Source organism: Methylocella silvestris, from assembly GCF_002891535.1.
GTDB classification, from domain to species: Bacteria; Pseudomonadota; Alphaproteobacteria; order Rhizobiales; family Beijerinckiaceae; genus Methylocapsa; species Methylocapsa silvestris_A.
In genome coordinates this window covers 41,641-60,530 of the sequence record NZ_PDZR01000002.1, presented here as the reverse complement: position 1 = coordinate 60,530, position 18,890 = coordinate 41,641, and the positions used below count along the sequence as shown (strand labels likewise).

Sequence of the window (18,890 nt, the reverse complement as noted above, 5' to 3'; positions counted from 1 at the left end):
GTCAGTGGCGTCCGGGCGGCGTCGTTGGAACGTTCCATATCTCCTGCGCATATTCCGTGATGGTCCTGTCCGAAGAGAACCACCCCATGTTTGACGTGTTGATGACAGCGGAGCGCCACCAGCTCTTTTTATCGCGCCAGCGCCTGAAGACGTCGCGCTGCATATTGTAGTAGCTGTCGAAGTCGGCGGTCACCAGGAAGAAGTCATTGTAGGTCAGGGCGTCAACCAGCGGGCGGTATCGATCCGGCTGCTCCGGCGAGAACACTCCCGAGGCGATCGACTCCAGCGCCTCGGACAGGCGCTGCGACTTGGCGATCGCCTCCTGACCGCTGATGCCCTGCGTCCTTTTGGCTTCAACTTGATCCGCCGTCAGTCCGAAGATGAAGATATTCGGCGCGCCGACTCTTTCGAGGATCTCGACATTGGCCCCGTCGAGAGTTCCGATCGTCAACGCTCCGTTCAACGCGAACTTCATATTGCCGGTTCCAGAGGCCTCCATTCCCGCAGTCGAGATCTGCTCGGAGAGATCAGCGGCGGGAATGATGCGTTCGGCGAGGCTCACATTGTAGTTCGGCAGGAACACGACCTTGAGCAGTCCGCGCACCGTCGGATCCGAGTTGACCACCTTGCCGACGTCATTGGCGAGCTGAATGATCAGCTTGGCCGTTGTGTAGCTCGCCGCCGCCTTGCCGGCGAAAATCTTCACGCGCGGAATCCACTCGCGGAAAGGCTGAGCGCGAATTTCCTCGAAGATCGCCACCGTCTCGAGAATATTGAGAATCTGTCTCTTATATTCGTGAATACGCTTGATATGCACGTCGAACAGGGCGTCTGGATCGAGCTTGACGCCGAGCCGGTCACGAACGAGGGCGCTGAGCGCAACCTTATTGGCGCGCCGGATCGCCGCATAACGTTCCGTGAAGGCGGCGTCATCGGCGTAGGGCGCGACTTTCTCGAGGATTGTGGCGTCGTCAAGAAGCGTATCTCCGACGACCTCGGTCAGCAACGAGGTGAGCGCGGGATTGGCCTCCTTGAGCCAGCGGCGGAAGGTGATGCCATTGGTCTTGTTGGTGATCTTGCCGGGTTCAACGGATTCAAGATCGCGGAAAACGGTCGTCTTCATCAGGTCGGAATGCAGCGCCGAGACGCCATTGACCTTATGCGAGCCGAGGAAGGCGAGATGTCCCATGCGCACGCGCCGTCCATGCGATTCGTCGATCAGCGAAAGCGCTGCGAGCCGCGCGCCGCTGGCATCGGGCCCCTTGCCGACCTTTTCAAGGTGGAGCGCATTGATGAGATAGATGATCTGCATATGACGCGGCAGCAGCCGCTCCATGAGCGGCACCGGCCAGGTTTCGAGGGCTTCGGGAAGCAGGGTGTGGTTGGTGTAGCTGAACGTCGCCTTGGTGATCCCCCAAGCCTCATCCCAGGGGATGTCGTGGCGATCGACCAGTATATGCATCAGTTCGGCGACGGCGATCGCCGGATGGGTGTCGTTGAGCTGAATGGCGGCCTTGTCGGCAAGGGTGCGGATGTCTCCGAACAAGGACAGGTGCCGCCGCACGAGGTCCTGTAGCGAGGCCGATGCGAAGAAATATTCTTGCCTTAGGCGCAGCTCCTGCCCGGCCGGGCTGGTATCGCCGGGATAGAGCACTTTGGAGATCGATTCGGCGCGAACCCGGTCCATCAGGGCGCCGACATGATCGCCGCTGTTGAACATGTCGAGCCGCAGCGGATCGGCGGCGCGCGCGGCCCACAGCCGCAGCGTGTTGATATGCGCGCCGCGCCACCCCGCGATCGGCGTGTCATAGGCGAGCGCTTCAACCGTCTCGCCGGGCATCCAGACTTGCTTCAATTCGCCGTCCGGCAGCGTCTGCGTCTCGATATGGCCGCCGAAGCCGATTCCATAGACGAGTTCGCGCCGCTGGAACTCCCACGGATTGCCATAGGAGAGCCAGTCTTCCGGATATTCGAGCTGACGGCCGTCCTTGATGCGCTGACGGAACAGGCCGTGATCGTAGCGGATGCCATAGCCATAGGCGGCGATTGAAAGCGTCGCCATGCTTTCCATGAAGCACGCGGCGAGTCGGCCGAGGCCGCCGTTGCCCAGCGCCGCGTCCGGCTCGATCTCGCGCAGGGTTTCGAGATCCACTCCGAGTTCGGCGAGCGCGGCGCGTGTCTGGTCGATCAGCTCCATATTGGTCAGGGCGTCGATCAGCAGACGGCCGATAAGGAATTCAAGGCTGAGGTAATAGACCCGCTTGCGTCCGGTCTTCTTGGCGTTGTCGATCGAGTTGAGCCAGCTTTCGACGATCTTGTCGCGCACGCTGAGCGCGGTCGCGATGAACCAGTCGTGCGGCGTCGCCGAGGCGACGTTCTTGCTGACCGAATGTTTGAGCTTTTCGAGGATGCGGTCACGGATTTCGGCGACTTCCGTCACCGCCGGCGCCGCCCCAGCGGCGGTCGCCTCCACATTCGTCACAAGCGAGGCATCGGCCTGTCCATCCATCTGAGCGGCGCTCCCTTCCTGCGCAGGTCGTTACAGCGCTGCGGACCAGCTGTGGAGCAAAGCGCGGGCCATGCTGCGCGCTTCGCGATCATTTGGTCGAAGCGCCATGCTAGACCATGGGCGAAGGGCGATAAAGCCGAACCTTCCCGGAAATCCAGGCGCTAACTTGCGGGCAAGGTTCCGCTGGAGGGACGGCCCGTTTGGCGTCTCTCGCCGCACGCTGCGGCACATTGCCTAAGATTTAGGAGGGACGGCTGTTTCGAGAAGAGCGCAGCCATCCCGGCCCGCTCTCTCGTCTCTTGATTTCAATATGGATTGTGCCGCGGCGCGTAGGACGAGCGCCCTTCGTCATTCTGTTGGCGATCGTATTTATGTCGCTCGTGCGAGCCATAGGCGCAGCCCGCCGCCGCGCCGAGAACGCCATGGCCGACGAAATGCCCGGCGACGCCGCCGACGAGCGCGCCCTTGAGGCAGCCGGGTCTTGCCTCTGCCGGCCCCGCCGCGAGGCCAACCACGACGCCGGCGGCGAGGGCTCCGGCTAACGCCGCATTTCTGAGGATATCGATTGATGTAAAGGCAAACATTTCGACCTCTCTTTCGCCAAGCGCAACGCCGTCATCGCCGTGGGGTTCACGTGGCCGCCACGAAATCCGCCGCGATTTAGTTCGCTCCGGCGGAGGCGCTGTCGTCAAAGCTCGCCATGCCAATGATGCGGGAGATGCTCTGGCCGTCGTCGGAGAGCGGCAGCAGCAGCCGCTCGAAAAAGAACGATCGGCCCTGCGTGAGGTTGAAATAGGCATATTCATACGCCGGCCGCGCGGAGCGGATGCAGCGGCGGTAGGCGCCGTCCTCCGAGCCAAGGATTTCGGTCTCGGAGACTTCGATGTCCTGGCATTCGCGCCTGAGGCCCATGCGCTCCACCAGCGCCTTGCCGATCGACACGAAATGCACGGCTGGCGGATTGATCGCATTATCGACGTCGGCGACGATGAGATGGTCCTGCGGCTCGATCTCGTCGATGGCCAGATCATCAAGACGGGGGAGCTTGCCGTCGCGGTAAAGATTGATCCAGAGGGCCTGCAGTTTTTCGAGCGCGGGCGATCTGATGCGCTCCGCGCGGGGCGCGTCCTGCTGGGTCGCGTCGATCACCGACGAGCGCGGCGCGCGCAGCGTCCATGCGACGCCTTCCTCGGGATAGGCGAGGCTCGCGGTCCCGCGCAGGGACTGACCCGCGACCCGCTGGATGACGGTCGTCCCGAACCCCGCGCGCTCGGGCGCCTGCACTGGCGGCCCGCCGCGTTCGACCCAGTTCAGAACGAACATCGGTTCGGATTCCACCTCATGATCGACGCGCCAGCCAATCGAGACGCGGCCGGTCGCATTCGACAGCGCGCCATATTTCGCGGCGTTGGTCGAAAGCTCATGCAGGGCCATGCCGATCATCTGCGCCGCATCCGGCTTCAGCCTGACGCCGAGGCCGCTAAGCACGATGCGGCGCTGGCCGGGCTCCCAGTGATGGCCGACCTGCGAAAAAATGAGATCGGTCATCGACACGCTCAGCGAATTGGTCTTGGCAAGCAGATCGTGCGAACTGGCGAGGGCGCGCAGACGGTCGCTGAAGCGGGCGACGAAATCATCCTTCGAAACGCTTCCCTTGGCCGACTGGCGCAGGATCGATTCGATGACCGAGAGAAGATTCTTCGATCTGTGCGACAGTTCGCGCAAAAGGATCGAGGCTTGGTCGTCGCGCCGGCGCGCCTCCGTGACGTCGTGCCAGACGGCGACGGCGCCAGTGATTGCGCCATCGACGATCAGCGGCAGCTCCGCCGCCTCGAAATCATGTTTCAGGCCGCTCGGCGAGGTGATCTGGTAATGCTGCGCCGCGACGCTTTCGCCGGCGAGAGCGCGGCGGGCCGACAGGGCGGCGGGGTCGATTGTCTCGCCTGCGGAATTGCGCACGCTGAGCTGAGCGGCGACTTCCTCGAACGGGAGCGGCTGTGGCATATCCGGGGTGACGCCCCAGACGGCTCTGGCGGCAGCGTTGGTGCGGGCGATCGCAACATCGCGGTTGAACACCGTCACTGGAACATTCAACGCCTCAAACACCGCATCGAGCTCGGCGGTCTGCTGCGCCATCCGCGCATTTGCCTGCTCGAGCTGCGCCAGCACGCGCTTCTCATGGGAGATATCCCGCGCCAGCACCGAAATGGCGGCGACGGTCTCGCCGTTGCGGCCGCGCATCGGCGCGATGCTCAAAAGGACATCGAAGGACGATCCGTCGCGGCGCAGGCGTTTTGTCTCGCGGCGCACGATAGCGCCCGCCTTTGCCGCATCGAAAAGGGTCCCGGCCTCGCCTTGCAACTCCGCCGGGGTCAGCGCCGTCTCTGCCTTGCCGATCATCTCCTGCGACGCGACGCCGAACATCCGTTCGGCGGCGGGGTTCCAGCTCTTCACGGCCCCGTCGAGCGTCAGGCTGTAGATTGCGTCGCCGGTGGTTTCGACGATAGCGGCGAGATGGGCGTTGTCTTCTTCAAGGCGCCTGTTCTGCGTGACGTCGAGCATCACGCCGATGCGGCTGACCGGCCGCCCGTTCTCGAAAAAGGTGCGTCCGCGCAGCGACAGCCAGCGCAAGACGCCATCGCTGTGCCGGCGAATGCGGAATTCAGTCGCATAGGAGCCGTCGCCGGCGGGATCGCTGGCGGCGGCGAGCGCCGCTTCGGCGGACGGCCGATCCTCGTCGAGCACCTGATCGGCGAGCGTGGCGAAACAAACAGATTCGCCCGGATCGCGGCCCCACATTGCGGCGGCCCGCCCGTCGAGCTGATAGCGCTGCGTCGAAAGGTCGATCTCATACGCGCCGATCGCGGCCGCGCCGAGAGCGAGTTTCAGCCTCTCCGCAGCGTGGCGGGAGGCGCCGGCGGCAAGCCGTTCGGCGGTCAGATCGCGAAGCGAAATCGCGCCCGGCGCGTCGCCGCGGGCTTTCGCTTCGATCTCAACCGCGACGAAGCCGCCGTCCTTGCAGCGAATGAGGGAGCCGAATCGGGCGGCGAACCCGGCGCGCAGGGCGGCGATCGCACGATGCGACTCAGGCGTCGGGGCCACGAGAAGGCGTTCGATATCGCCGCCAGTGACGTCCTGCGCCGCGAACCCTGTCAAAGCTTCCGCAGCCGCGTCCCAGCTTGCGATCTTCCCCTGCGCGGTGAGGCCGACCATGATGTAGCTTACGATCTCGGTGGCGCTTGCGGCGGACAAGGCAGTCCCTCTCATGGACGGCGAACCGCCGTCGCGGACTGCGACGAATCCTCGAATTGGATCGAAACGCAGCCAATGCAGTCCGAAAACCGATTTTAGAGCATGTCCCGTTCAGATGGAATCATCTGGACGATAAGGACAAGCTCCAACTTATTGATGTAGAGCGATTTCTTGCGGATCACATGTCTCAATGTGGTCGGAAAGCGCTCTCGGGCGCCGAAATCGGCCGGAAAACAGGCGCTTGGTAAAAAAGGAGTTTTTCTCGCGCAGCTTTGCGCTTTGCGTCATGCCTCGCGCAATTCCGCGTTAAAAAACGTGACGACAAAAAAATTGAAGTGCTTTGGCTTCGAAGCGGATGAGCTTGACGACGGCCGCCGGCCTCGGCGAACCTGTCGCAGGCTGCGCCTGCATGCGGCAATCAAATTGTCAAATTGTTGTGCTTGGTTGAGACGGCGACCGGCCCGTATGATGGGGCCGGCGGTCTCGAAGGAACAAAACATTGCCGCGCATGACGGAAAAAGCCTCAACGGCTGATCGGCTCGACGCAGACGGCGCGAAGGGCGAACGCGTAGCCGAAGCGCCGGCGCGACCGCTTCCGCGCCAAGGCGGCCGTGGCGGGCGCATTTGGGCCGTCTCCAAGCAGCGGCTGTCTTCGGCAGACCTCGGCGCCGTCCGATTCTTTTCCCGCTCGGCGCGATGGCGGGTCGGCAGAACCTCAGCCGTGCTGATCAGCAGGCTTGGCAACGGCTGGATTTACCCGATTCTAGCCTTGATGATCGTCGAACATTTCGGCAGCAAGGGGGGGCGGGTGATCCTGGCCGCCGGCCTCAACGCGGGGCTGCTGCACTGCCTCTATCCGCTCATCAAGCGCATGATCGGCCGGCCGCGGCCTTTTCGTATGGATGCGCGGGTTTTGTCGCTGTCGGGCGTTCTTGACGAACATTCCTTTCCGAGCGGCCACGCCATGACCCTCTGCGGCGTCCTTGTGCCGATTGTGCTCGCCTGGCCCGACTGCCTTCCTGCCGCGCTGGCGCTGCTGCTTCTGATGGGCTGGGCGCGAATCGCCACGGGCCATCATTATCCAAGCGACATCTGCGCCGGGGCGGCGTTTGGCTTTATCCTATCTTATCCGCTATCGGTCTGGGCGCTCGCCGTCTAGATGACGTCGCGTCACGGCGATCCGGCCGGCGCCGAGGCTGTCGCCACAGCCGATTTCCTGCTGCGCGTCGCTTTCGCCTCAATCTTTTCGGCGAAGCGGGCGATCAGCTCCTGAAGCCCCCTGTCATTGACGGCTTTCTGCGCTTCGGCGGGCTCGAACCAGCACAAGTCCCGCTGCTGCGCTTCTGGCCAGTCACGCATCTGCTCCTTGACGAGCAAGGGATAGATCCTGACATGGCAAAGCAAGCTCGGGGCGCCCTCAAGAGTCTTATGGAAACGAAACGATCCGAAGGGTTTGTCCGCAACCGACCCGCGAACCCCCGCCTCTTCGAACGCTTCGCGCGCTGCGGATCTTGCCGGATTCAGTCCCTTGATCGGATCACCTTTGGGAACGATCCATCGTTTGCTCCGCCGCGTCGTGATCAAGAGAACTTCGAGCGATCCAGCCTGAGTGAACCGATATGGCAGCACGCCGTACTGAAGGCTGACAGGCGAGGGTTTCCTTGCCGGGGGTTTGCGCAATCGGAGGCCACCTCAATCTTCGCCTTGGCGAGTTGGACGGAAAGGGATGTTTCAATAAATTCAGGCGCCATTCTCCGCCGCCTTAAACGTTCGATCTCGCCTAACGTTCAATCCGGAACGTTGAACGAGCTGATCTTGGCCATAGCATCCTGACGCCAAGCACGCGCCCTTGGCGGCGCGGCCCGCCCGCGCGTAAAGCTTGAGCCCCGATCGGTCGAATCAATCCGATCGGACCAGTTTGCATTAATTGCGTGAATTATATCACCCTGATATGACAGTTTCGACCTGCCGGCTATCCGTCTAGTGGAATAAGCGTCATTCGCACAAGCTGCGAATGACGATGCTGCTCCGCCTGCAAGCCGCGCTTTTGACCGTGGAACCTAATCGACAGGGTCCGGTTAAAGCCCCGTTCAACGAAAACGGGAGGAATAAATGTCGAAACGCTTACTGCTTGCCCTCGCCGCTGCTCCGCTGCTGTTCGCCGGGGCCGCCCTTGCGGAATCGGCGGGAACCTCGTCGGGCTCCGCGGCGGGCCAGAACGTTCAGCCAAGCACCGCCGTCCAGAAGCAGGAAGGCCGGTCGGCGGAAGATCAGCTGACGCCTGCTGGCGGCGGAGCGCCGGGAATTCCGGCCAAGCCGGGGGCGCAGAGCGGCGAAATGCCGAAGTCGAACATGAATTCCAACGAAAAGCCGCCGCAATAGACCGCGAGGATCTGGACCGCATCGGTCCAGCATCTCTTAAATGATCGCAAAATTCGGAGTATGGGGCCGGCCGGAGAGTCGGCCTCATGCTCCATACTTTGAGCGCGTTTACGCGAAGCCGCGCCGTCTCAGCCGGACGATGGCGAGATCCAGCGCAGACAGAAATGCAGAGCGATCCCTTGGTGAAAACGGCTTTGGCCCGCCGGTGATCTCGCCTTGCGACCGCAGATCGTCAAGAAGGTTTCGCGTTGCTAGAACAAGACCCATCCTTGCCTCGGTCAAGGCTTTGCCTGTCGGCGAAATGACGTCGGCTCCGGCTTTGACGCATCGGCTGGCCAGCAGAATATCGGCGGTGACGACGATCGCTCCGGGTCTTGCCCGGGCGGCAATCCAGTCGTCGGCGGCGTCGGGCGCAGCGTCGACGACGATGCGCTGGATCGCCGGGTCGCGCGGAACAGAGATAAAACTGTTGGCGACGACAAATACATTCACGGCGCCTGTCCGTTGCGCCACGCGGTAGATCTCGGCCTTCACCGGGCAGGCGTCGGCGTCAACGAAAATTTCAATGGTTTGCGGAGAGGCGCCGTCGGTCGCGCCGCCGTCCGTCACGCTCAGGCCTTTGTACGATTCGTTCGGCGCGAGGGCGGCGCGCCGCGCGATGGTCCGCCATAGGCGCCTGGCTGGGGTGCGCCATCCGCCAGGTCGATCCGGATCGCATCTTGATCCTTGCCGTGGCCGCCGCCTTGACGCTGCACATTGGCGAAAAATTGTTTCGCGGCGGGTTCGGCGACTTCAAACCAGGTTTCCCGATCGAAAATTCGGATTGCTCCGATGTCCTGCTTGGTCACGTCGCCACGACGACAAAGCATCGGCAGCAGCCATTTCGGATCGGCCTTTTTCTGCGCGCCGATGTCGAGCTTGAACCAGACGCCGCCTTCGCTTTCGCGCTGCGGCCGTTGGGGGCCGCCCTCGCGCAAGGGCCGGCTTCGAGCGCCTTCGCCCGGATCTTGAACTTCCTCGGCCGCCGGCAGGCGCGCGCGCAACAGGCGGGCGAGGGCGGCGGCGATCGCTTCCGGCGAGCGCTCGTCCAAAAGCGCCCGGGCGATTTCGGCATCCTCGTCGCCGATCGGTTGGTCAAGCAGCGGATCGCGCAGCAGGCGCTCGTGATCGAGCCGGCGGATTTCCTCGGCGGTCGGCGGGCCGCTCCAGGTCGGCCGCAACCCGGCTTCCATCAGCAGGCGCTCGGCGCGTCGCTTGCGCGCGGCGGGCACGAGAATGATGCTGATTCCCTTTCGCCCGGCGCGCCCGGTGCGGCCGCTGCGATGCTGCAGAATTTCGGCGTCATGCGGAAGATCGGCATGAATGACCAGCGCGAGGCCCGGCAAGTCGATGCCGCGCGCGGCGACGTCGGTCGCGACGCAGACCCGCGCCCGGCCATCGCGCAAGGCTTGCAACGCATGGTTGCGCTCGTTCTGGCTGAGTTCGCCCGACAGCAGAGCCGCCGAAAAGCCGCGCTCGACCAGAAAGGCGTGCAGATGGCGGACCGCTTCGCGGGTATTGCAGAAAACAATCGCTCCCGGCGGATCGATCACGCGCAGCACATTGACGACGGCGTGCTCAATCTCGTTCGGCGCGACGCGCATCGCCCGATATTCGATGTCGGCGTGGCCGCGTTCCTTGCCGGCGACCTCGATGCGCAGCGCGTTCTTCTGAAAGCGTTTGGCGAGCGTCGCGATGCCCTTCGGAATAGTTGCGGAAAACAACAGGGTGCGGCGTTCGGGCGGCGTCGTTTGGAGGATGAATTCGAGATCCTCGCGAAAGCCGAGATCGAGCATCTCGTCGGCTTCGTCGAGCACCACCGCCTTCAGGCGCGAGACGATCAGCGCGCCGCGTTCGATATGATCGCGCAGGCGTCCGGGCGTGCCGACGACGATATGCGCGCCCGCGGCCAGATCGCGCCGCTCGCGCCGCGGCTCCATGCCGCCGACGCAGGAGATCACACGGGCGCCGGCGTATTGATAAAGCCATTCGAGTTCGCGCTGCACCTGCAGCGCAAGCTCGCGCGTCGGCGTGATGATCAGCGCGAGCGGTTCGCCGGCGGCGCCGAGCGCCGGGGCGCCGGCGAAGAGATCCTCGGCGATGGCGAGACCATAAGCGACGGTCTTGCCCGAGCCCGTCTGCGCCGAGACAAGCAGGTCGCGCCCGGCGGCGGCGGGCTCAAGCGTCGCCGTCTGCACGTCGGTCGCCTGATCGTAATTGCGTTCGGCGAGCGCGCGCGCCAGCGCCGGGTTCGATGATTGGAAAGGCAAGTTTTGAGATATCCTTGGCAAGGGGCGCCGCTGCTGCGTCGACTGCGGGCGGAGCGCGGCCGCGTTTTGCGGCTCGCTTGACATAGCGCGAATTCGTCTTCCGCGCCAATCGGCCCGGCCGCTTCCGCGCGCGCTTGCCCTTTGCCGAGCGCAAGAGAGCGGCGCACCCTATTGAAATGACGTAATTATGACGGCTCCGGCAGCGCCTTTTGCCGCGACGCGGACGGCCCGGCTCTGCTATCAAAGCCTTCGCGAAGCATCGGCGAAGAGCTGGGTCCATGGATTTTTACAGGCGTTTTACCTTCCTCGTGTGCGCCCCGGCCTTCGACGAGAAGGATCTCGAAGGGCAGCGTCTGCAACAAATCATCACGGCGATCGAAAGCGTCGGCGTTGAAGTCATCCGGGCAAGACGCACGGAAGACGCCGAGATCGCCGTACAGACCGACGCCGCGATCGGCTGCATGGTGATCGACTGGGGCAAGAAAGGATTTGAGGGCAAAGTCCCGGCGCTGATCAATTTGATGCGCCGCCGCGGCCTTGAAATGCCGATCGTCATTCTTGTCCGCCGCCGTCATTTCGAGGAGATCCCGGTTGAGGTGCTGGATTACATTGACGGTTATGTGTTTCTTGCCGAAGAGACGCCGGAATTCATCGCCAAGAATCTCGTCAGCCGCCTGCGCCAATATGCCGACACGCTGAAGACGCCGTTTTTCGGCGCGCTTGTCGATTATGCCAATGAGGGCAATCAGCTGTGGACCTGCCCCGGCCACAATGGCGGGATTTTCTACAGCCGCAGTCCGATCGGGCGCATCTTCGTCGAGCATCTCGGCGAAGCCGTGTTTCGCGACGATCTCGATAATTCGGTGCTGGAGCTTGGCGATCTTCTGACGCATGAAGGCCCGGCGCTGCGCGCCCAGAAGGAAGCCGCAGCCATCTTTGGCGCGGAAAAGACCTATTTCGTTCTCAATGGCACTTCGTCCTCAAACAAGATCGTGCTGTCCGCGCTCGTCGCCGAAGGCGATCTCGTGTTGTTCGACCGCAACAACCACAAGGCGGCGCATCACGGCGCCTTGACGATCGCCGGCGGCGTGCCGATTTTTCTCGAGACCGACCGCAACGCCTATGGGCTGATCGGGCCGATCTACCCGGAGGCGCTGAATGCGGAGCGGATCAGGGAGAAGATCCGCGACAACCCTCTGGTGAAGGACAAGGACGCCTGGCGCAAGGAGCGTCCGTTCCGAGCGGCGGTGATCGAGCAATGCACCTATGACGGCACAATCTACAATGCGCAGATGATCTTCGAGGCGATCGGCCCGCTGTGCGACTACATCCTGTTCGATGAGGCCTGGGCCGGCTTTATGAAATTCCACCCGCTCTTCGCCAACAGATTCGCTATGGGACTGCGCGGACTTGGACCCGAGTCTCCTGGCGTCATCGCAACGCAATCGACGCATAAGCAGCTTGCGAGTTTTTCGCAGGCCTCGCAGATTCATGTGAAGGACAGTCATCTGCGCGGGCAGGACCGCTATGTCGGCCACCGCCGTTTCAATGAATCCTTTCTGCTGTACGCCTCGACCTCGCCGTTCTATCCGCTGTTCGCCTCGCTCGACGTCGGCGCACAGATGATGAAGGGGCGTTCCGGCGAAGTGCTGTGGGACGACACCATCCGGCTCGGAATCGAGCTGCGCAAGAAAATCCGCGCCGTGCGCCGCGAATTGGACGTCAAGGAACAGGATCCGTCGCGCAAATGGTTTTTCGACGCTTTCGTGGCCGACAAGGTCAGCCTGCCGGGCGGCGGCGGCGAGATGGCCTGGGAGGATGTTTCGACCGAAGAACTCGCCTCCAACGCGCGCTATTGGGAGCTTGCGCCTGGCGTCGCCTGGCATGGGTTTACGCATGTTGCGGACAATTTCGCGATCACCGATCCGCTGAAGCTGACGATTCTGACGCCGGGCTTCGACCGTGCGACAGGCGCCTATGAGGCGCATGGAATTCCGGCGCCCGTCGTCGCGCAATATCTGCGCGAAAACCGCATCGTCGCGGAAAAGAACGATCTCAATTCGCTGCTGTTCCTGCTGACGCCGGGCGTCCAGTCGAGCAAGGCATGGACGCTCCTTAGCGCGCTAGTCGCCTTCAAGAGGCTGCATGACGACAATGCGCGGCTGATCGACGTCATTCCGGAATTCGTTGCGGCGCGGCCTCTTCGCTACAAGACCATGCGGCTGCGCGATCTCTGTGGCGAGATGCATGCCTTCTACAAAAGCTGCGGCGTCAGCAAATTGCAGAAGGCGCAGTTCGCCCCGGAGAATTTGCCGGAAATGGCGATGGCGCCGCAGGAGGCTGTGCGGCTGATGGTGCGCAACAAAGTCGATTATCTGCCGCTCGACAAGCTCCCCGGCCGGATCGCGACGACGCTGTTCGTCGTTTATCCGCCGGGCATCGCGACGATGGTGCCAGGCGAGCGCATCGCCGCGCAAAATTCGCCAATGCTCGACTATCTTAAAATGTTTGAGCGCAGCGCCAATCTGTTTCCGGGATTTGAAGCGGAGATCCAGGGCCTCTATCGCGAGATCGAGGCCGATGGACATGTGCGATTCTATACCTATGTGGCGCGCGAATAACGCGCGTCGAAGACGATGAATTACATCACGACGCTGCGCTGTTCCACGGTGAACACGGTGCGCCTGGCGCTGTCATCGGTGAGCCACGCCTGTTCCACCTCCGACAAGGGGATGGCTTTGAACGCGATTTCGAAGCCGCCGGCCTGAGTCGCTCGCAGCAACGCGGCGATGGCTTGGAGAAGGCGTTCGAGCGGAATGCTGCCGAGGCCGCTGCCCATCAGTTCGATCGCAGACGAGCGCAACGCGGCGCTTGGCAGCGTTATGTCCGGCCCGCTCGCGGACCCAACCTGAACGAAGCGGATCGGCGTACCATCCGCTCCGGCTTTGGCGCCGGCGATTAGAAGAAGCTCGGCGCTCTTTCCCCATAGATAGTCGATGACGACATCAACGCCTTCGGCAAATTGTTCCTTGAAACTGTTTTCGAGGGCTGTCTCGCTCTCGACGAGCGGGATGGTCACATCCGCCCCGAGGGCCGCGACCGAACGCAGAGCGTCCGCATTGCGGCCGGTCGCAATGACTTTCTTTGCCCCGAGATACTTGGCGATCTGCACGGCGAGGCGCCCCGCTGTTCCGGCAGCGCCGTTGATCAGCACAGTCTCGCCGGCTTTGAGTCTGGCGCGCTCGGTGTAGGCGGCGAAGGACGACATGCCGGGATTGGCGATGGCTGCGGCCGTGGCGTCATCCAACCCGTCAGGGAGCGCCAAACATTGCGCCGAAGGCCCCACTGTCCACTCCGCCATGCTGCCGTAGGGCGCTCGCGGCAGGATGAAATAGACCCGGCTTCCATCTTCGAGACGTCCCACGCCGTCGACGCCAGCGACAAAGGGGAAGTCACCGGATGAGCTATAATGCGCTCCGGAAGCGCGGCTTTTGACGACATGGCTGATGGCGGCCGCTGTCACGGCGATACGGCTCTCGCCCGCGGTCGGCGCCGGCTCCGGGAAATCCCCATAGACGGGCGTTTGCCCGGCTTTCCGAACGATTGCGGCTTTCATCGGGGTCTTCCTTTTAGATTCCACATATATGTGTATAATGCATATATGTGGGAGTCGACGATGCCGTCAAGAAAGAAAGTGCATAATACACATATAAGCGACAAGCTCCGGCAGCTTCACGGATCAGTCCTTGATATCGTCGGCGCCATGAACCGGCCGCAGCGCGACGAGGCGCTGATCAGGGAGGCTGGGATTCCCCTCGACCGGGCGCTGTTCCCGCTGCTCGTTGGCATCGAGCGGTTCGGGCCGATCGGCGTGGTGGAGATGGCCGACCGTGTGGGACGCGACTACACCACCGTCAGCCGTCAGGTGGCGAAGCTTGAAAGCCTCGGTCTGGTGGAGCGGCAGGCAAGCGCCGCTGACCGCCGCGTGCGCGAGGCCGCCATCACTCCGAAAGGCAAGGCCATGACTGACCTCGTCGACGCCGCGCGCGAGAGGATCGGCTGCGCCATCTTCGAGAGTTGGGATGCGCGCGACATCGACGAGCTGGTGCGTCTTATGCGCAAATTCGCCGATGCTTTGAAGGCTGATCCGCCAGCCAATCCATAAATCGAAACATATTTAGAAGTTTTGATCGCAGCGGTCGGCTCAACCGGCCGCCGGCGCGGCGTACTCGCCCGGACTGTCGAGTGCGGCCGGCGGCGAGGCGGCGCCGTCGCCAAGCTGCCGCTGCAGCAGCACAGTGTCGGTCCAGCGTCCGAATTTGAAGCCGACCGACTTCAGGACGCCCATGCGCTCGAAGCCTGTCGAATCGTGCAGGCGGAGCGACGGCGCATTGGCGCTGTCGACATAGCAGATCATCTGGCGAAACCCTGCCGCTGCGCAGGCCTCGATCAGCACCGGCAGCAGCATGCGGCCAACGCCGGCGTGAAGATGATCCTTGTGCACATAGATCGAATGCTTGACCGCGTAGCGATAGGCCGGCCTTTTCAAAAAGGGCACGGCATAGGCGTAACCGACGACCGCGCCGCCAAGTTCGGCAACGATATGCGGCAGGCGGCGTTTCAGCATAGCCTTGCGCCGGCGCTTCAGATCATCGTCGCGCAGCGGCTCGGCCTGATAGTCGCCAAGGCCGTTTTGGACATGATAGGCATAAATTTCGACCATGGCGGGCACGTCGACTTCGGTCGAGTGGCGCACGATGATCCGGGACGGCTGATCGAGCATGATTGAGGTTTCCGGCACGGGACGCGCAACCGTTCGAGCATCGGGAGATGAAGATTTTATGACGAACGCCGCCGCCCCCGCGACATCCGGCGCCTGGTGGCGCGCCGGCGTAATCTATCAGATCTATCCGCGCTCGTTCCAGGATTCGGGCGGCGACGGGGTAGGCGATCTCGAAGGGATCCGGCGCCGCCTGGATTATCTCGTCAGTCTTGGCGTCGACGCCATCTGGATTTCGCCGTTCTATCCCTCGCCGATGCATGATTTCGGCTACGACGTCTCGAACTATTGCGACGTCGATCCGATATTTGGTTCGCTTCAGGATTTCGATCTTCTTCTGGCGGACGCGCATTGGCGCGGCCTGAAGATCGTGCTGGATTTCGTACCGAACCACACCTCGATCGAACATGAATGGTTCGAGGCGAGCCGGCAAAGGCGGGACGACAAGAGCGACTGGTATATCTGGCGCGACGGCGCCTCCTCCGGCGGTCCGCCCAACAATTGGCGCAGCCATTTTGGCGGCCCAGCCTGGAGCTTCGATCCGGTTCGGGGCCAATATTATTATCATGCCTTTCTGCCGCAACAGCCCGACCTCAACTGGCGTAACCCGAACGTCAAGGCGGCGATGTTCGATGTGCTGCGGTTCTGGCTGCGGCGCGGCGTCGACGGTTTCCGCGTCGACGTCATTTCTCAGTTGATGAAGGACGAAGCGCTGCGCGACAATCCGGTTAATCCTCATTGGACGCCGCTTCGCCCGCAGATCGAGGAGCTGGAGCAGCTCTATTCCGGCGATCAGGCCGATATTCATCCGCTGATCGCCGAAATGCGCGGCGTGCTCGCCGAATACGGCGATCCCTTGCTGATCGGCGAAATCTATCTGCCCGTCGAGCGCCTCGTCGCCTATTACGGCGCGGCGCTTTCCGGCGCGCATCTGCCGTTCAATTTTCAGCTTCTCGAAACGCGCTGGGAGGCTGAATCGCTCGGCGCGATGATCGCCTCCTATGAAGCCCTGTTGCCGGAGGGCGCGTGGCCGAACTGGGTTCTTAGCAACCATGATCGGCCGCGCGTCGCAACGCGCGTCGACGCCCAGGCGCGCGTCGCGACCATGCTGCTCCTGACCCTGCGCGGCACGCCGACGCTCTATTATGGCGATGAGCTCGGGATCGGCCATGTCGACATTCCTCCGCCTCGCATCCGCGATCCCTGGGCCCTGCGCGAACCTTCGCTTCCCGTGGGGCGCGATTCGGTGCGCACGCCCATGCAATGGAATCGCAGCGCCAACGCCGGCTTCTCGACCGGTGAACCCTGGCTGCCGCTGACGCCGGACTGGTCCGAGCGGAACGTCGAGCGCTTTGAGAAGGACCCCGCATCGCTGCTTAATCTGACGCGCATGCTGCTCGACTATCGCCGCGCGCATCGCTCGCTGTCGCTCGGCTCCTGGCGTCTTGTTGAGAGCGGCAGTGATGTGCTTGTCTTTGAACGCCGGTCCGGCGAAGAACGCACGATCGTCGCGCTCAATCTCGGCGCCGCGCCGAGGCTTCGGCGGCTCGATTCCATTGGCTCATCGTTTCGCGTGGCGATCTCGACCTATTGCGACCGCACTGGCGAGACGTTCGATCAAGAGCTAGGTCTGAGGCCGGATGAGGGCGTCGTGATCGAGGTTTTGGGCTGAGCGCGCATCCGCTGTTCAATGCGCCGGAAACCGTCCGAAGCCGAAAAAGCTGGCGACGCGGTTGATCGCCTCCATACGCGCCGCGGGATTGGTTCCCGTATGCGCGCTGCCGGCGCCGGAAGCGGTGTAGGCAAGGCCGTCGACGACATGCACCGCAAGTCCCGGATGGTCGAAGTCGTGATAGGCGTCGGGATAAACCACGGTCTCTACATCCTCGCCTTGCGCTTTTGCCTGCGCCGCGAGATCGACGCAGGGCGCTGCCGGCGTCCAGTCGTCCGCGCCGCCGATCAGGATCAAGAGCGGCATGCGCGTTTTCCACCGGCCCGTTTCGAGCGGCGTGCGGCAGCCGGGATAAAAAGCCACGGCGCGCGCGAAATCGACGCCATCGGCTCCGTGTTTCGGCTGGACCGCATAAAGCGTCGAGGAGCCGCCGTTCGACCAGCCGATGAGGAAGATCGAGCGCGGATCGACGTCCTGTCGTCCGGCAAGAAAGCGCAAGGCGTCCTCGGCGTCGGCGACCCGCTCGCGGCTGGCTCTCGCCTCGCGATTGCTCTCCTTGCATTGTGGTCCAAGCCCGCGCGAGGCAAAACTGTCGGGAAACAACACCACAAAGCCGGCGGCGGCGAGGCGCTGGCCCCAGTCGGCGTGGCGTGCGCTTGGCGCGCCGCTTTTGTCGGTCAATCCGGCGCATCCATGCAAGGCGACGACGGCCGGATGCGCGCCAGCGCCCACCGGCGCATAGAGCCAGCCCTGTAGCGCGCCGTCGCCTCCGCGAAAGGAGATCTGTTCGGGCGCCCCGGCCATAGCCGCGATCGAGCCGAGAAGAGAGACGCCGACGGCCGCGGCGGCGGCGGGCAGGACCTTCGTGCGCATGGGCTTAGCTTCCCCCAGAGCAAAACGCCAAGCCGCCACTCCATTTGGCTTTCCCCGCCCTGTCCGTGAGAAAGCGCACATGGCGGCGCAGCGCAAATTCACGCAGCCTATCCTCCGGGCGTGAGCAGAAACGGCGGCGGCCTGCCGTCGAGATAGGCGATGATGTTTTCGACCGTATCGCGGTAAAAAACGCGATACATATCTTCAGAGACATAGCCGATATGCGGCGTCGCCAGCACATTGGCGAGCGTCCGGAACGGATGGTCCTGCGGCAAGGGCTCGCAATCAAAGACATCGATCGCGGCTCCGGCGATTTTTCCTTCGCGCAGCGCCGCGATCAGCGCCGCCTCGTCGACGATCGGCCCGCGAGAGCTGTTGACGAGGCGCGCCGTCGGTTTCATCAGGGCCAGTTCCTGCGCGCCGATAAGGCCCCTCGTGCGGGTGCTGAGAACGAGATGGATCGAGAGGATGTCCGCCTGTTCGAACAGCGCCGTTTTTGAGACGAGCGTCGCGCCCGCTGCGGCCGTGCGCTCAGCGGTCAGATTCTGACTCCAGGCGATGATCTTCATGCCGAATGCGAGGCCGAGGCGGGCGATCTCTGCGCCAATATTGCCAAGGCCCATCACGCCTAATGTCGCGCCGCGCAGCGAGCCGCCAAGCGAGCGCTGCCAGCCGCCCGCGTGGAGCGAGGCGTTCTCGGATGCAATGTTGCGCACGCTCGCCAAAATGAGCGCGAAGGCGAATTCGATGGTCGGCGCCGAGGAATAGCCGGTGTGCGCGACGACGATCCCGCGCTCGGACGCAGCAGCGACGTCGATCGAGGCGTTGCGGCGGCCAGTCGTCACTATCAGCTTCAGCCGCGGCAGGCGTTCGAGCATCGCGCGCGGAAGGGGCGTTCGCTCGCGCATTACGCAGAGAATGTCGAATGGCGCGAGCCGCGAGGCGACGGCCTCGGGATCAGCGAGATGATCGTTGAAGACGGTGATGGCGGCGCGCTCTTTGACGCGCGTCCAGTCAGCCATCTCCAACGCCACGTTCTGATAGTCGTCGAGAACGGCGATGGCGGGCGTCGGCTCGGCAGTGTTCATCTGGAATATCATCCTTTCGCGTTCG

The 18,890-nt window shown here is 63.1% G+C and carries 15 protein-coding genes; 5 read left to right on the top strand and 10 right to left on the bottom strand.

All coding sequences use genetic code 11. The annotated features are described in order from the left end of the window. Nucleotide 1 precedes the first annotated feature (1 nt). The 3 genes from CR492_RS03775 to CR492_RS03765 all read right to left on the bottom strand — a co-directional run bounded on the left by CR492_RS03775 (nt 2) and on the right by CR492_RS03765 (nt 5,761). Nucleotides 2-2,509, bottom strand: coding sequence for a glycogen/starch/alpha-glucan phosphorylase (locus CR492_RS03775; protein ID WP_102842412.1), 2,508 nt, complete (start codon nt 2,507-2,509; stop codon nt 2-4). Between the two features lie 305 nt (nt 2,510-2,814). Continuing rightward, on the bottom strand, nt 2,815-3,093 hold the full coding sequence (locus CR492_RS03770) for a hypothetical protein (protein ID WP_102842411.1): 279 nt from the start codon (nt 3,091-3,093) through the stop codon (nt 2,815-2,817). 76 nt (nt 3,094-3,169) lie between these two features. Continuing rightward, the gene (locus tag CR492_RS03765) at nt 3,170-5,761 is read right to left on the bottom strand and encodes a PAS domain S-box protein (protein WP_180982411.1); all 2,592 of its coding nucleotides are present in this window, start codon (nt 5,759-5,761) and stop codon (nt 3,170-3,172) included. A 721-nt stretch (nt 5,762-6,482) separates the two neighbouring features. On the opposite strand from CR492_RS03765, the gene CR492_RS03755 reads away from it, so the two are divergent. Beyond that, the gene (locus CR492_RS03755; RefSeq protein ID WP_245411950.1) at nt 6,483-6,920 is read left to right on the top strand and encodes a phosphatase PAP2 family protein; all 438 of its coding nucleotides are present in this window, start codon (nt 6,483-6,485) and stop codon (nt 6,918-6,920) included. Nucleotides 6,921-6,931: 11 nt separating this feature from the next. Here the strand turns inward: CR492_RS03755 and CR492_RS03750 are convergent, their stop codons facing one another. Then, nucleotides 6,932-7,390, bottom strand: a complete 459-nt coding sequence (locus CR492_RS03750) for an NUDIX hydrolase (protein WP_245411961.1) — start codon at nt 7,388-7,390, stop codon at nt 6,932-6,934. A 483-nt stretch (nt 7,391-7,873) separates the two neighbouring features. On the opposite strand from CR492_RS03750, the gene CR492_RS03745 reads away from it, so the two are divergent. Further along, nucleotides 7,874-8,143, top strand: coding sequence for a hypothetical protein (locus CR492_RS03745; protein ID WP_102842406.1), 270 nt, complete (start codon nt 7,874-7,876; stop codon nt 8,141-8,143). Nucleotides 8,144-8,251: 108 nt separating this feature from the next. Here CR492_RS03745 and CR492_RS03740 read toward each other — a convergent pair whose 3' ends face one another. Further along, nucleotides 8,252-8,752: a YaiI/YqxD family protein gene (locus tag CR492_RS03740; RefSeq protein ID WP_102842405.1), complete on the bottom strand. Its 501-nt coding sequence runs from the start codon at nt 8,750-8,752 to the stop codon at nt 8,252-8,254. Nucleotides 8,753-8,754: 2 nt separating this feature from the next. Beyond that, nucleotides 8,755-10,452 carry a DEAD/DEAH box helicase gene (locus CR492_RS03735; RefSeq protein WP_102842548.1) on the bottom strand — a complete coding sequence of 566 codons (1,698 nt, stop codon included), beginning with the start codon at nt 10,450-10,452 and terminating at the stop codon, nt 8,755-8,757. A 278-nt stretch (nt 10,453-10,730) separates the two neighbouring features. On the opposite strand from CR492_RS03735, the gene CR492_RS03730 reads away from it, so the two are divergent. Beyond that, nucleotides 10,731-13,073, top strand: a complete 2,343-nt coding sequence (locus tag CR492_RS03730) for an Orn/Lys/Arg decarboxylase N-terminal domain-containing protein (protein WP_102842404.1) — start codon at nt 10,731-10,733, stop codon at nt 13,071-13,073. A gap of 20 nt (nt 13,074-13,093) precedes the next feature. On the opposite strand, the gene CR492_RS03725 is transcribed toward CR492_RS03730, so the two are convergent. Further along, the gene (locus CR492_RS03725; protein WP_102842403.1) at nt 13,094-14,068 is read right to left on the bottom strand and encodes a quinone oxidoreductase family protein; all 975 of its coding nucleotides are present in this window, start codon (nt 14,066-14,068) and stop codon (nt 13,094-13,096) included. A gap of 60 nt (nt 14,069-14,128) precedes the next feature. On the opposite strand from CR492_RS03725, the gene CR492_RS03720 reads away from it, so the two are divergent. Further along, nucleotides 14,129-14,617, top strand: coding sequence for a MarR family winged helix-turn-helix transcriptional regulator (locus tag CR492_RS03720; protein ID WP_102842402.1), 489 nt, complete (start codon nt 14,129-14,131; stop codon nt 14,615-14,617). 39 nt (nt 14,618-14,656) lie between these two features. Here the strand turns inward: CR492_RS03720 and CR492_RS03715 are convergent, their stop codons facing one another. Next, entirely contained in the window at nt 14,657-15,235 is a 579-nt protein-coding gene (locus CR492_RS03715) for a GNAT family N-acetyltransferase (protein WP_102842401.1), read from the bottom strand. 58 nt (nt 15,236-15,293) lie between these two features. Here CR492_RS03715 and CR492_RS03710 point away from each other — a divergent pair, with 58 nt between their 5' ends. After that, on the top strand, nt 15,294-16,904 hold the full coding sequence (locus CR492_RS03710; protein WP_102842400.1) for an alpha-amylase family glycosyl hydrolase: 1,611 nt from the start codon (nt 15,294-15,296) through the stop codon (nt 16,902-16,904). 15 nt (nt 16,905-16,919) lie between these two features. On the opposite strand, the gene CR492_RS03705 is transcribed toward CR492_RS03710, so the two are convergent. Then, nucleotides 16,920-17,777, bottom strand: a complete 858-nt coding sequence (locus CR492_RS03705) for a dienelactone hydrolase family protein (RefSeq protein WP_102842399.1) — start codon at nt 17,775-17,777, stop codon at nt 16,920-16,922. A gap of 107 nt (nt 17,778-17,884) precedes the next feature. After that, complete coding sequence (locus CR492_RS03700; protein WP_102842547.1) at nt 17,885-18,865, bottom strand: D-2-hydroxyacid dehydrogenase family protein; 981 nt, start codon at nt 18,863-18,865, stop codon at nt 17,885-17,887. Nucleotides 18,866-18,890: the final 25 nt, after the last annotated feature.

What these genes read in the sequence shown, in the direction of transcription:
- CR492_RS03770 (WP_102842411.1), bottom strand. Translation starts at nt 3,093, where the DNA reads ATGTTTGCCTTTACATCAATCGATATCCTCAGAAATGCGGCGTTAGCC.
- CR492_RS03715 (WP_102842401.1), bottom strand. Translation starts at nt 15,235, where the DNA reads ATGCTCGATCAGCCGTCCCGGATCATCGTGCGCCACTCGACCGAAGTC.
- CR492_RS03775 (WP_102842412.1), bottom strand. Translation starts at nt 2,509, where the DNA reads ATGGATGGACAGGCCGATGCCTCGCTTGTGACGAATGTGGAGGCGACC.
- CR492_RS03725 (WP_102842403.1), bottom strand. Translation starts at nt 14,068, where the DNA reads ATGAAAGCCGCAATCGTTCGGAAAGCCGGGCAAACGCCCGTCTATGGG.
- CR492_RS03745 (WP_102842406.1), top strand. Translation starts at nt 7,874, where the DNA reads ATGTCGAAACGCTTACTGCTTGCCCTCGCCGCTGCTCCGCTGCTGTTC.
- CR492_RS03730 (WP_102842404.1), top strand. Translation starts at nt 10,731, where the DNA reads ATGGATTTTTACAGGCGTTTTACCTTCCTCGTGTGCGCCCCGGCCTTC.
- CR492_RS03710 (WP_102842400.1), top strand. Translation starts at nt 15,294, where the DNA reads ATGACGAACGCCGCCGCCCCCGCGACATCCGGCGCCTGGTGGCGCGCC.
- CR492_RS03720 (WP_102842402.1), top strand. Translation starts at nt 14,129, where the DNA reads ATGCCGTCAAGAAAGAAAGTGCATAATACACATATAAGCGACAAGCTC.
- CR492_RS03705 (WP_102842399.1), bottom strand. Translation starts at nt 17,777, where the DNA reads ATGCGCACGAAGGTCCTGCCCGCCGCCGCCGCGGCCGTCGGCGTCTCT.
- CR492_RS03700 (WP_102842547.1), bottom strand. Translation starts at nt 18,865, where the DNA reads ATGAACACTGCCGAGCCGACGCCCGCCATCGCCGTTCTCGACGACTAT.